The sequence below is a fragment of the Halobellus litoreus genome, from assembly GCF_024464595.1.
In the GTDB taxonomy this organism is placed as follows: Archaea; Halobacteriota; Halobacteria; order Halobacteriales; family Haloferacaceae; genus Haloquadratum; species Haloquadratum litoreum.
On sequence record NZ_JANHAW010000001.1, the window covers coordinates 1310272 to 1322208 of the forward strand.

13 protein-coding genes are annotated in these 11937 nt (G+C 69.1%); 5 read left to right on the top strand and 8 right to left on the bottom strand.

From position 1 onward, the window contains the following. Window positions 1-11: 11 nt before the first annotated feature. The 6 genes from NO360_RS06705 to NO360_RS06730 all read right to left on the bottom strand — a co-directional run bounded on the left by NO360_RS06705 (window position 12) and on the right by NO360_RS06730 (window position 4495). Complete coding sequence (locus tag NO360_RS06705; RefSeq protein ID WP_256306821.1) at window positions 12-770, bottom strand: AAA family ATPase; 759 nt, start codon at window positions 768-770, stop codon at window positions 12-14. Window positions 771-849: 79 nt separating this feature from the next. Beyond that, the gene (locus NO360_RS06710) at window positions 850-1278 is read right to left on the bottom strand and encodes an HIT family protein (protein WP_256306822.1); all 429 of its coding nucleotides are present in this window, start codon (window positions 1276-1278) and stop codon (window positions 850-852) included. Between the two features lie 172 nt (window positions 1279-1450). Next, on the bottom strand, window positions 1451-2080 hold the full coding sequence (locus tag NO360_RS06715) for a uracil-DNA glycosylase (RefSeq protein WP_256306823.1): 630 nt from the start codon (window positions 2078-2080) through the stop codon (window positions 1451-1453). Window positions 2081-2100: 20 nt separating this feature from the next. Further along, window positions 2101-2967 (bottom strand): ribose-phosphate diphosphokinase, encoded by an 867-nt coding sequence (locus NO360_RS06720; protein ID WP_256306824.1) that lies wholly within the window; start codon window positions 2965-2967, stop codon window positions 2101-2103. 82 nt (window positions 2968-3049) lie between these two features. Then, window positions 3050-4057: an HVO_0234 family beta-propeller protein gene (locus NO360_RS06725; RefSeq protein WP_256306825.1), complete on the bottom strand. Its 1008-nt coding sequence runs from the start codon at window positions 4055-4057 to the stop codon at window positions 3050-3052. A gap of 120 nt (window positions 4058-4177) precedes the next feature. Next, complete coding sequence (locus tag NO360_RS06730; RefSeq protein ID WP_256307124.1) at window positions 4178-4495, bottom strand: hypothetical protein; 318 nt, start codon at window positions 4493-4495, stop codon at window positions 4178-4180. 306 nt (window positions 4496-4801) lie between these two features. Here NO360_RS06730 and NO360_RS06735 point away from each other — a divergent pair, with 306 nt between their 5' ends. The 3 genes from NO360_RS06735 to NO360_RS06745 all read left to right on the top strand — a co-directional run bounded on the left by NO360_RS06735 (window position 4802) and on the right by NO360_RS06745 (window position 8412). Then, on the top strand, window positions 4802-5917 hold the full coding sequence (locus NO360_RS06735) for a tRNA (guanine(26)-N(2))-dimethyltransferase (RefSeq protein WP_256306827.1): 1116 nt from the start codon (window positions 4802-4804) through the stop codon (window positions 5915-5917). A 114-nt stretch (window positions 5918-6031) separates the two neighbouring features. Beyond that, window positions 6032-7405 carry a YihY/virulence factor BrkB family protein gene (locus NO360_RS06740; RefSeq protein ID WP_256306829.1) on the top strand — a complete coding sequence of 458 codons (1374 nt, stop codon included), beginning with the start codon at window positions 6032-6034 and terminating at the stop codon, window positions 7403-7405. Window positions 7406-7503: 98 nt separating this feature from the next. Further along, window positions 7504-8412 (top strand): phosphatase PAP2 family protein, encoded by a 909-nt coding sequence (locus tag NO360_RS06745; protein ID WP_256306830.1) that lies wholly within the window; start codon window positions 7504-7506, stop codon window positions 8410-8412. 54 nt (window positions 8413-8466) lie between these two features. Here NO360_RS06745 and glnA read toward each other — a convergent pair whose 3' ends face one another. Beyond that, window positions 8467-9840, bottom strand: coding sequence for a type I glutamate--ammonia ligase (gene glnA, locus NO360_RS06750; RefSeq protein WP_256306832.1), 1374 nt, complete (start codon window positions 9838-9840; stop codon window positions 8467-8469). A gap of 126 nt (window positions 9841-9966) precedes the next feature. Between glnA and lrp the strand changes: the two genes are divergently transcribed. Next, on the top strand, window positions 9967-10425 hold the full coding sequence (gene lrp, locus NO360_RS06755; RefSeq protein WP_103990891.1) for an HTH-type transcriptional regulator Lrp: 459 nt from the start codon (window positions 9967-9969) through the stop codon (window positions 10423-10425). A 120-nt stretch (window positions 10426-10545) separates the two neighbouring features. Here lrp and NO360_RS06760 read toward each other — a convergent pair whose 3' ends face one another. After that, window positions 10546-11463 carry an HFX_2341 family transcriptional regulator gene (locus tag NO360_RS06760; protein WP_256306833.1) on the bottom strand — a complete coding sequence of 306 codons (918 nt, stop codon included), beginning with the start codon at window positions 11461-11463 and terminating at the stop codon, window positions 10546-10548. 170 nt (window positions 11464-11633) lie between these two features. Between NO360_RS06760 and NO360_RS06765 the strand changes: the two genes are divergently transcribed. Then, on the top strand, window positions 11634-11897 hold the full coding sequence (locus NO360_RS06765) for a hypothetical protein (RefSeq protein WP_256306835.1): 264 nt from the start codon (window positions 11634-11636) through the stop codon (window positions 11895-11897). The last annotated feature ends 40 nt before the right edge of the window (window positions 11898-11937 follow it).

Below are 11937 nucleotides of genomic sequence, written 5' to 3' on the forward strand. Positions count from 1 at the left end.
GAGCGCCGTTCCTACCGACCGACGAGTCCGCCGACCGACTCGAGCAGTCCGTCGCGTTCGGCCTCCGGATCGGCGATCTCGCCTCCCGTGACCGCGGCCGCGAGGCGACCGACTGCGCCGGCGAACGCGTCGTCGCCGTCGAAGCACGCAGGGACCGAGTCGGCCGCCGTCACGTCGGTCTCCGGGACCGACACGTCGGCCGTCTCCAGGTCACCGCGGACCGAGACGACGAGCGACGCCTCGGTGCCGACGTCCACCAGTCGCTCGTGGCACCGCTGGACGGCCTCGGTGCCCCGTTCGCTCGCCGGCGCGACGATCGCGACCCTGTCTGCGGCGTTCACCGCGGCGACGGCCTGGTTCGCCGCGATCGGCGGCACGTCCAGGAGGACGTGATCGAACCGCGCCGCCGCGGTCGCGATGAGCGACTCGAACCGTCGCGCGGCCTCGACGCGCTTGGCCCGTGCCAGTCGCTCGAAGGGCGCGTTCGCAGGGCAGACGGCGACGCGACCGGCGACCGCGTCGCTGAAACCCAGTTCCGACAGTCCGGTCGAGAGGTCTCGGTCGTCGTCGACGACGAGCGCCGTCAGGTCCGGATCGATCCGCCCCTCGACGTGGTCTGCGAGGCCCTGCGTCGCGAACGCGGCGTCGAGGATCGCCGTCTCGCGGCCGTCCGCCGCCAGCGCCGCGCCGACCTCGACGGCCGTCCGTGTCGTCCCCGCGCCGCCCGTCGCGCCGACGAACGCCGTGACGTTCGCCCGTGTCTCGCTCATACCCAGTCTGGCCGCGTACTGTGGTTTAAACAATCCGGTCGACCGTCCGTCGACGAGGGGAGTCTGGGCGGATCGACGCTCACGCGCTCGTCTCGATGGCGGCGGCGATGTCGTCGAGTTCGTCGTCGGAGAGGTCCGGTCGGCCGCCCGCGACCGCGTGGATCGGCTTGCCGCCGTCGCCCTCGAACCGGGGGACGATATGCACGTGCACGTGCGGGACCTCCTGACCGGCGGCGCTTCCGTTGTTTACGCCGACGTTCGACGCGTCGGCGTCGACCGCTGACTCGATCCGCGGCGTCAACTCCTGAACGGCCGCCCAGAGGTCGGCCGCGAGGCCTTCGGGCAGGTCGTCGAGTCGCTCGTAGGGCTCCTTCGGCACCACGAGCGTGTGTCCCGGCGCGAGCGGGTTCGCGTCCAGGAACGCCGCGACGGTGTCGTTCTCGTAGACGATGCGCGCCGGGATGTCGCCGGCGATGATCTGCTCGAAGATGGTCGGTTCCTCACTCATACGCGGTACGTCGGACGAATCGCCGAAGTAAGTTCGGGTCAATATGTTTGATCGGATTTGTACTTCGTCGAGCGTCGCGGAGCAGAGACGACCTCGGAAGCCCCCTTCCAGTCCCGCCCATAGGGACTTTGGCCTGTACTTGCGCGCCAAAAGCCGCTGTTCGACTCCGGAGTCAGGATCGGTCGTCGCCGAGCGCCGTTCGGATCGCGTCGTGGACCGCCTCGCGGTACTCCTCGGCGCTGTAGCCGAGCCGCGCCCGCCAGATATCCTGATAGGAGGGGTGCAGAATGGGGAGCAGCGTCGAAAAGGGCAGTTCGATCGGCTCCAGGATCAGATCGACGAAGCCGTCGATCGTTCGGTCCTCGAGCGCGAGCGTCGTCGTCGTGGCGTGCCTGCCGGTCGCGACGATCACCGACGGGTCGACGGTCTCGATCTCTGTCCGGAGGTGCGTCCGGCAGTTCGCGCGCTCGGTCTCGGTCGGCTCGCGGTTCGACCCCTCACCGTCGCAGGGGAAGCACTTCACGGCGTTCGTGACGTAGGCGCGGGGGTGGCCGATATCTGCGAGGAGCCGGCGGACGCGACGCCCCGAGTGCCGCGCGGTGTACGCCTTCCCGGTCCAGTTGCCGCCGCGCCACCGCTCGGCGTCGGGGTTCCCCGCGCCGGGCGCTTCGCCCACGACCATCACGTCGGCGTCGCGGTCGCCGGTGCCCCACGAGATATGCTCACGACACGCGACGAGCGCGGGACAGCGCGTACAGTCGGCTTCGAGGACGTGTTTCTCGTCGGGGAATTGGGGGTCCATCGTCTGTGCTGATCGCGTTCTCAGGCCACATCCACCGCGTCGACGGCGGCGGCGACGATCGGGGCGACCGAGACGGCGCTCACGTCGCGCTCGACGGAGTCTGTTCCGACGATCCGCTCGATCCCGGCGCGTTCGAGTTTCGTCCGAGCGCTTCGGGCCAGGATCGGGTGAACGCACGCCGCGAAGACGCGCTCGGCCCCGTCGTCGTCGAGGTGGGCGACGGCCTCGCTCATCGTCGACCCGGTCGCGACGATGTCGTCGACGATCACGACGTCGCGGCCCGTGGCGTCGGCGTCGCTCGGCGAGATCTCGACCTCGGTCCCGGAGAGACGAGTCTTCTCGAAGTAGTCGATCTCGCCGGTTCCGTAGGCGTCGCGCGTCGCCGCCGCGAGTTCGACCGCGCCGGCGTCCGGCGAGAGAAACAGCGGCTCCGTGAGATCGTCCGGGAGCGGCTCGGCAAGCAGCCCCGCGGCGTCGCAGACGGTGACGTGGGCGTCGAAGAAGTCCGCGATCGACTCCTCGTGGGGGTTCACTAGCACGATCCGGTCGGCACCGGTCGAGACCGCACGAGCCATCGCCCGAGCGGAGACCGGTTCGCCGGGCTCGAACGACCGGTCCTGTCGCGCGTAGCTCATATACGGAATCACGGTGACGACCTCCGAGGCCCCGGCCTCCCGGACGGCGTCCTGCAGCTGCAGCAGTTCGACCCACGCGTCGTTCGAGTCCGTCGTCGCGACGACAACCGCGCGGTCGGCGTCGAAGTCGGGGACGGCCGCGAACGTCTCGCCGTCGGGGAAGCGATCGTACTCGACGGCCGAGATCGGTTCGTCCAACTGCGTGGCGAGTGCGGCCGCGAGCGCCTGCGAGGATGCGCCGGGAACGATCATACCGATACCCTCTCGACCCGCGGTAAAACCCCTTTTCGTCTGCGCCCCGGAACCGCGCCGCCGTCGGGCTGCCGCGGTGCTGTCAGACCGCGGCGGCCGCGACGTCCCGCACGCCGAGTCCGCGATAGCGCCACGCTCCGTCGGGCAGCCGTACCGCGAGCGTCCCGTCGGCGGTGACCGCGTACGACGCGTCGACGCCGTGGGTGACGGCAACGACGTCACCGTCGACCGGCAGCACCGCTTCGGTCCAGCCGTCCGTCGCGATCCCGTCCCAGTCGTCGCCGTCTTCACCGTTCGCGGCCCCGCTCCGGCCGTCGTCGTCCCTCTCGTTCGGGACCCCGCTCCGATCAGCGGCGTCCCCCACGTCCGCGGCTCGCTCGGTATCGAGCCCTCGCGCGTACAGCGCGCCGTCGACCGCCGCCAGCCCCCGCTCGCCGGCGGCGTCGACGGCGTCGACCGGGCCGTCGAGGACGTCCATCCAGCCGTTGCCGAGTTTGTACAGTCCCGATCCGGTGGCTACGAGCGGTTCCGCGTCGACGTCGCGCGCGTCGTCGAGGCCTGCGTGGGTGACACCCGCGGAGCCGACCCGATAGACGCCGTCGGCGGCGGCGACGAGGCCGCCCTCGACGGCGCGCACCGCGCCGGTCGTCCCGACCTCGGTCCACGCCGTTCCGTCGCTCTCGTTTCGTTCGCCGCCTTCAGGGCCGCTGAGACGTTCCTCGGCCGCGCTGCGCGCGACGCGTCCGCTCTCGTCGCCCGCTAGCAGCGTCTTCTCGTCGAATCCGACGGCCGTCGCCGGCCCGAACCCCGTCTCCGCGAAGTCGAGCCGCTGGGTGGCGGTCGAGGTGGCGGCGTCGGACGCGACGTCCGCGTCGGAACGGTCCGCGAGCAACACGTCTTCCTCGGTCGCGACGGCCACGAGCGAACCGGCGGTCGCGACGTCGCGGGCCTCACACCGGCGGACGACCCCGAACTCGCCGATCAGGTCGTCGGAGACCGAGACGGAGACGACGCCGAGTCCGGTCGCGAGCAGCACCGTTTCGGTGCCGGCGTTGTCGGTGTACACCCGCTTCTCGTCGATCGTGGGCATTGTCGGAGGTTGGTCGAGACGGGGTAAAAACGGTGCGGAGCGGGCGGGTGCCGGACCCGGCGTCGGAACCGGGCGATCCCGCGGCAGTCGCGACTTCCGGAGTCGGAGTCGGCCGGCCCGTCACAGGAAGTCCCGCACTTCCGAGTACCACATCTCGTGGTGGTCGACCTCGCCGATGCGCTCGGCGACGGCGACCGCGAGGACGTGCCAGCAGCGCTCCGTCGGGTCCTCGGGGTCGAGGTTGTAGGCGCTGTCCTTGCAGGTGCACCCGCCGTCCTCGACGACGTACTCGTCCTCGTGGCCGACGACGACGGTGAAGTCGCGGTAGCGCTTGACGCGCCCCTCAGAGACGGCCTCGATGGCGCGCGCCCCGCGGTCGCCGTGACGCGAGATCAGCGCGTCGACCGCGTCCGGGATGAGTTCGCCGCGCTCGGCCAGCGCGCGCCGCCAGGCGGTCTCGGCCTCGGTTCCGGTCTCTGTCGGAACGACGAACTCTTCGAGCGGGCCAGGGGCGTCGGCAGCGCCGCCCGTCTCCGATCCGCGGGCGTCGCCGTCTTCCCGTTCGTCCGAGTCGTCGCCGTCGCTCACGGCCCGCTCTTCCCCCGGCCCGGACAAAACGTCACCGGTGCCCCGCGGCCGGCGGCGACTCCGGCGCGGTCCCGGTTCAGTGCCCCAGCCTCAGATCCTCGGTCCCGACTCACGCCGACCGCATCGCTTTTCGCCGCGGAGCGTCCGACCGGAGGTATGGACGTTCGTGAGGGCGGCGTCGAGGTGTCTGTTCCCGACGCCCGCGACGGCGCATCCGAGGGCGCGGGCGACGGCGTGTTCTACAACCCGACGCAGGAACTCAACCGCGATGTGACGGTGGCGACGCTCCGGGCGTACCGCGAGCGAGAGCCCCGCGCGAGTTCGTACCTCGACGCGATGGCGGCGAGCGGGATCCGCGGCGTCCGGGCCGCCGCCGAGGGGTACGACGTCACCTGCGCCGACGTCGACCCCGACGCCGTCGAACTGGCCCGCGAGAACCTGGCGCGGAACGACCTCGACGGCGAGGCCATCGAGCGCGACGTCAACGCGTTGCTGTACGAATCGCTGTTCGACGTCGTGGACCTCGATCCGTTCGGGACGCCGATCCCCTTCGCGGACGCGGCGCTGTCGAACGCGCGGAGTATGGTCTGCGTCACCGCCACCGACACCGCCCCCCTCTGCGGCGCACACCAGCGCTCCGGGATTCGAAAGTACTCGACGCTCCCGCAGAACACCGACTACCACCCCGAGATGGGCCTCCGCGTCCTGCTCTCGGCGCTGATCCGCACGGCGGCGCGGTACGACAAGGCCGCCGTTCCGATCCTCTCGCACGTCAGCCGCCACTACGTCCGCACGTACCTCCAGATCGACGCGCGAGCGACGCAGGCGGACGAACTGATCGACCGATTGGGCTACGTCCACCACTGCGAGGACTGCCTCCGCCGGACGCACGAGGTCGGTCTGATCGCGCACCCGCCCGACCGGTGCGACGCCTGCGGCGGCGACCGCCTCCTCTCGGCGGGGCCGCTCTACCTCGGCCCGATTCGCGACGCCGACTTCGTCCATACCGTCCGCGAGCACGTCACCGACGAGATGGGCGAGGCCGCCCGGGCCGAGCGGCTGCTGGAGACGGTCGCGACGGAGCTCGACACGCCGACGCACTACGATCAACACCGCCTCTGCAAGCAGTGGAGCCGTTCCGCGCCCGCGATGGACGACTTCCTGGCGTCGCTTCGGGACGCCGGCTTCGCGGCCACGCGGGCGCACTACTCGGGGACGGCGTTCAAGACCGACGCGACCGTCCCGGAGATCCGCGACGCCACCGCCGAGTGAGTGCGTACTGCGCTGACTGCGTCGCGAGCATCGAGTCGACGTGGGTGCCGTGACGAAAGCGCCGTACCGACCACCGCCGGGTGATTCTTGTGTCAATCCGCCGAACCGGACCGTGTGAGCGTCTCGACCCCCGACCGACTCGCCGTACCGCGTTCGATCGTCGCGACCGTCCGCGACCGGGAGGTGACCTTCCTCGCGGCGGGAATCTCCTACTACGTGCTCGTCTCGCTCGTGCCGCTTCTCACGCTCGCCGTCGTCGTCGCGACCGTCGTCGGCGGGGCGGATCTCGCGACGCAAGTCCAGTCGATCGCCGGGCGGTATCTCCTCCCCACGGGTTCGGAACTCGTCGTGGGCGCGATCACGGACCCCACGGGGCGCGGAGCCGTCTCGATTCTCAGCCTCCTCGTCACGACCTGGGGGGCGCTGAAGCTCTTCCGCGGCATCGACGTCGCCTTCGCCAGGATCTACGAGTATCCGACGAGCCCCATCGTCGACCAACTGTCCGACGGACTGCTCACGCTCGCGACGCTCGGCGGCGCGACGGTGGGCGTCGTGATCGCGACGGCGGTGATGGCGCTCGTCGACGTGCCGTTCGTCGGGATCGTGAGTCCGCTCGTCCTCCTCGCGTTCCTCGTCGCCGCCTTCCTCCCCCTCTATGCCGTCATCCCGGACGTTCCGGTCGGGGTTCGCGAGGCCCTCCCCGGCGCGGCCTTCGCCGCCGTCGGCTGGGCCGTTCTCAGCGCCGGGTTCGGACTGTACGCGCAGTTCTCGACGGGCGTCGCCGGGGCGCTCGGCGCGGTCCTGCTGCTCGTCACCTGGTTCTACTTCTCGGGGATCCTGGTGCTCACCGGTGCCGTGCTCAACGCCGTCCTCGCGGGCCGGGGCGAGGACGGAGACCGGCAGGTACAACACCCGCGGGACCGACGTCCCGAGCGGACGATGAGCGCGGACGACGAGACGACCGACGACGACGCCGTGTCCGGGGACACCGGCCCCGCGGGTGACGAATCCACAGCCGACACCGACGCCAACGGTTCGAGCGCCGGCTCTTCGACGGCCGGTCCCTCGACCACCGACGCTTCGAGCGCCGACACCGACGTCGATCCCCGCGGCGCGCCCGACATCGACCAACTCGACCGCCGCGTCGAGGAGCTCCGCGCCGACCTCGACGCCTTCGAGGAGGACGTCCAGTCCCGCACGGTCGACCGGCCGGACGTCGAATCAGAGATGCGCCGCTACGTCCGCGGGCGACTCCGACGGGGGAAGGCCCGCGGCTGGGGACCGTACCTCGTGCTCCTGTACGGCACGGCGGCGACCATCGCCGCGTTCTATCTGCTCGACGACGACCTGCTCGCGGTCGTCGCGATGCTCGTGATCTACCTGTCGACGCTGGGGCTCTACGCGCTGTTCGTGATCTTCGGCGTCGGCCTGAACGCCCTCGGCGTGCCCGGCCGGCTCGTCGACTGGGTGCGCGACCGGCGCTCCTGAGGGGAGTCCCCGTCAGCGGCGGCGGAGTCGACGCGCCCGCGACGACGGCGGACGGTTTCCCCGGGCTATTTGTCGCTCGCGCGGCGAGTGGACGAGCGATGACTCCTTCGGTCACCCCCCTGGCCTCCCGGGGCGTCGGCGAAGTCGCGTTCGCCGAGTCGCTCCCCGAGGCCGTCACGTCCGTCTTCTGGGGGCTCACCCACCTCGGCAACCCGTATCTCCTCCTGACGTGCGTCGCACTCGCGTACCTTCTCGGCGACCGCGTCGGGATCTCCCGCCGGAACGCGGCCTTCGCGCTCGGTCTCGGGCTGTGCGCGATCGGTCTCACGGTCGGGCTGAAGCACTTCTTCGGGCTGCCGCGCCCGCCCATCTCGTATCGAGAGGGGCTCGGTTTCCCGAGCGGGCACGCGCTCGGATCGACGACGTTCTGGGGCGGCGTCGCCGTCCTGGCCCACCGCGGGCGGTGGCGACGCCGACTCGCGCTCGCCGGCGGCGTCGTCGCGGTCGTCGCGCTCTCCCGGGTGCTCATCGGCGTGCACTACCTCGCGGACGTCGCCGCCGGAGTCGCGGCCGGGGTCGCCGTCCTCGCGGCGGCGTTCGCGCTCGGGCCGGGGTTCTCGGCCGAAGACCCGACTGGACCGATCGCGTCCCCGACGCATCGACACGTCGCGGTGCTCTTCGGCGTCGCGCTCGGCCTCGGCCTCGGGGCGCTCGCCCTCGCGCCGGGCGAGAGCGAACTGTTCCTCGGGATCGGGACCGCGGCGGGAGGGATCGTCGCCTGGCACCGCTTCGGCGAACGTGCGGCGTCGACGACGGTCGAACTCTCGGGGAACACCCTCGCGGTCGGCGGGGGCGGACTGGCGATCGTTCTCGGGGTGATGAGCGGGGCGGCGGAACTGGCCGAGAGCGGCCTCCTGATCGTCGCGGTCGGTGCCGTGGGGGCGGTCTGCCTGCTCGCGCTGCCGGTGGTCGTCGGCGACGAGGGTGACGGTGCCGTCGGTTCCTAAAAGAACAGTCAAAAAAAACGCAGTCGGGCCGTTCGAGCTCAGGTTCGTTCGGGCTCAGTACGTCTCGAGGTAGCGGTCGAGTTCCCACTGGGAGACGTCGATGCGGAACTCGTCGTACTCCTGGGTCTTCGCCTCGATGAACTTCTCGTAGACGTGCTCGCCGAGCGCTTCCGCGATGACCTCGTCCTCTTCGAGCGCGTCGACGGCCTCGCCGAGGTTCGCGGGAAGCGTGTCGATGCCGTACTCCTCGCGCTTTGCCTCGTCGAACTCGTAGATGTTCTCTCTGACCGGGTCGGGCGCTTCGAGGCCGTCCTCGACGCCGTTGAGGCCGGCGTGGATGATCGCCGCGAACGCGAGGTAGGGGTTACACGACGGATCCGGCGACCGGAGCTCGATGCGGGAGGCCGCGGGGACGCGCGCGGCCGGCTTCCGGATGAGCGCCGAGCGGTTGCGGTCGGACCACGCGATGTAGACCGGGGCCTCGTAGCCGGGCACGAGCCGCTTGTAGGAGTTCACCGTCGGGTCGGCGACGGCCGTGATGGCCGGGGCGTGTTCGAGGACGCCCGCGAGGAAAGAGTGCGCCGTCTCCGAGAGGTTGAACTCGTCGTCCTCGTCGTGGAAGGCGTTGTTCCCGTCCTCGTCGAACAGCGAGACGTGGGTGTGCATCCCCGAGCCGTTGATCTTCGGGATCGGCTTGGGCATAAACGTCGCGTGGAGGTCGTGTTGGGCCGCGATGGCGCGGACGACCGTTCGGAACGTCCCGACGTTGTCGGCCGTCGAGAGCGCGTCGTCGTACTCGAAGTTGATCTCGTGTTGGCCCTCGGCGACCTCGTGGTGGCTGGCCTCGATCTCGAAGCCCATCTGTTCGAGGCCGTAGATGATGTCGCGGCGCACGTCGCTGGCGAGGTCCTTCGGCGCGAGGTCGAAGTAGCCCCCGGCGTCGTTCGTCTTCGTCGTCGCGCGACCCTCCTCGTCCTCCTCGAAGAGGAAGAACTCGGGTTCGGGCGCGACGTTGACGGTGTAGCCCATCTCCTCGGCGCGGTCGAGGGCGTTCTTCAGGACGCGGCGCGGGTCGCCCTCGAAGGGTTCGCCGGTGGAGGTGTTGATGACGTCGCAGATGAGCCGGGCCGAGCGGCCGTCGCGCCACGGGAGGATGGCGAACGTCTCGGGATCGGGCTTGAGGCGCATGTCCGACTCCTGAATGCGGACGAAGCCCTCGATGCTGGACCCGTCGAAGTAGATGCCGTCCGTGAAGGCCTTCTCGGCCTGTGTCGCCGGGACGGCGACGTTCTTCACGGTCCCGAGAATGTCGGTGAACTGCAGGCGGAGAAAGTCCACGTCTTTCTCTTCTATCTCGTCGATGACGCGCTGTGCTTCGGCGGAGAGACCGCCGTCGGGTGCGGCGGCAGGTGTGTTTTCGTCCGTCATATCCTGGACAATCGAATCCGAACACTCCCAGTATAAAGACCTTATCGCTTAGTGCAAATGCCCGTGGTTGCTAGTCTAATTGGATATTCGTAAAATTCTAATGCCCACAGTCGCATCGTGAGTGTAATGACGTACGAAAACCTCGACGCAAAACTGATCAACGCACTACTCGGCGACGGACGGGCCAGTCTCCGAAGTCTCGCAGAAGACCTCGACGTCTCCGTCACCACTGTCTCGAATCACCTCCGCGACCTCGAAGACGAGGGGGTCATCGAGGGCTATTCCCCGCGCGTGAACTACGACGCGCTCGGCTACGACGTCACGGCGATCATCCAACTGAAGGTCGAGGGGAGTGCCCTTCCGGACATCACCGAACGGCTCAAGGGACACAAACAGATGGTCACCGTCTACGAGGTGACCGGCGATTACGACGTCATCGCGGTCGGGAAGTTCGAGGACACAGACGGGATGAACGATCAGATCAAGGAACTGCTCACCGACACGGACATCCGCGAGTCGAACACGAGCGTCGTCCTCAACGCCGTCGTCGAGAACGCGCAGTTCGACCTCGACGTCGACGAGTAGTCGAGACACACCGTCAACGAGCCTCTGGAAAACCCGCTGGGTCGGTCAATGCCGTCGAGAGGTCGACGTCCGTACCGCCGCGGCGTCGATCCGTCAGGCGGTACACCGCTTCGACCGACGTTACGTCGATCCGGCGAGCGGTTCGTCCTCGGCGTGGGCGCGCACCCAGAGCTGGCCGATCCGCGAGAGTCGGGTCCGGTAGGACTTCCCGTGTTCCTCCTGTTCGATGTATCCCTTCCCGCCCGGGCCGAGCCGGTCGACGTTGTAGATGACCTTGGACCTGAACGAGTCGGTGTACTCCTCGTTCATATCGCGGGCGAGCGTCTCCGCGAGCTCGGAGACCGAATCGAACTCGCCGTACTCGCCGAGTTCGAAGAGGATGACCTCCTCGAAGGGCTTGACGTTCTGAAAGGACGCGATCGGGAGTTCGACGATGTGGGTGTCGCCGATGCGCTTGGCGCCGATGGTCGTCCCGCGCTCGTCGAACTCCTCTAGGATGTCCGCCGCGGACTCGTAGCGCTCGCGGATCCGTTCGTTCTCGACGTCGGACCCCGCGAGCAGTTCCCCGAGCAGTTCCTTCGCCGCACGGACTTCCTCCGCGAGGTCGGTCTCCAGGTACTTTTCGGGGGCGGTGTAGTAGGTGTGGATCCGGTCGCGGTCCTCCTGGCGTTCGACCATAATCGAGTGGGCAGCGGTGGCGAAGGCGAACGAGACCGGCCGCGGCATCGCCGAGACGTTCACCCACACCTCCGAATCCGCTGCGGCGTCGAGTTCGGCGTTGATGAGGTCGTAGGCCTGCTCGAACGCGGCGTCGTAGTCGTACACGTCGGCGACGACGACGCGCTCGGTGTCGGCGCCGAGCAGGTTCTGGAAGTCCTTCTCCAACTTCCCCGAGAGGTTCCGGGAGTACTCGACGTTCGACTCGCTGCCGACGGCCCCCTCCAGGAGAATCACCCGGTCGACGTCCTGTTGGTCCCGGATGAGCGGGGCGATCAGCCGGTCGTAGTCGAAGCCGACCGGCACGATGTGAGTCTGCATACGCCATCGTTCGCCGGGGGCGACCATAAAAAGCGCGAGGCGACTACCCGCGGGTCAGCGGGATCGACAGGCCGCACTCGCAGTCGCGAGTCGCGCCCGCGGCGTCGCTCGCGAGGAGCGCACGATATATTTATAATTATCTACAGTGTACTTTCATCTAGGTGGTATGTGTGACCACACCAGGAAAGGCAGGGGCGGAACGGTACTACCGACTACCCCCCGACAGTAGCACGCTCTGGACGTGCCTGGAGTGCCTGGCGGGCGGGGCCGCCGCGGCAGTCGTCTTTGTCATCTGGCTGCCGGCGCTGACGGATCTGACGCGCACGTTCGAGTTGCTCTCGACGACGATGCTCGTGTTCGTGTTCCTCTTTCTGTGGCTCTCGCTGTGGGCGGTCATCGGATCGGTCCACGAACAGGTTTGGACGACGGGATGACGCGGCCGCTCCCGTCCGCCGGCCGCTGACAGTCTGTCGT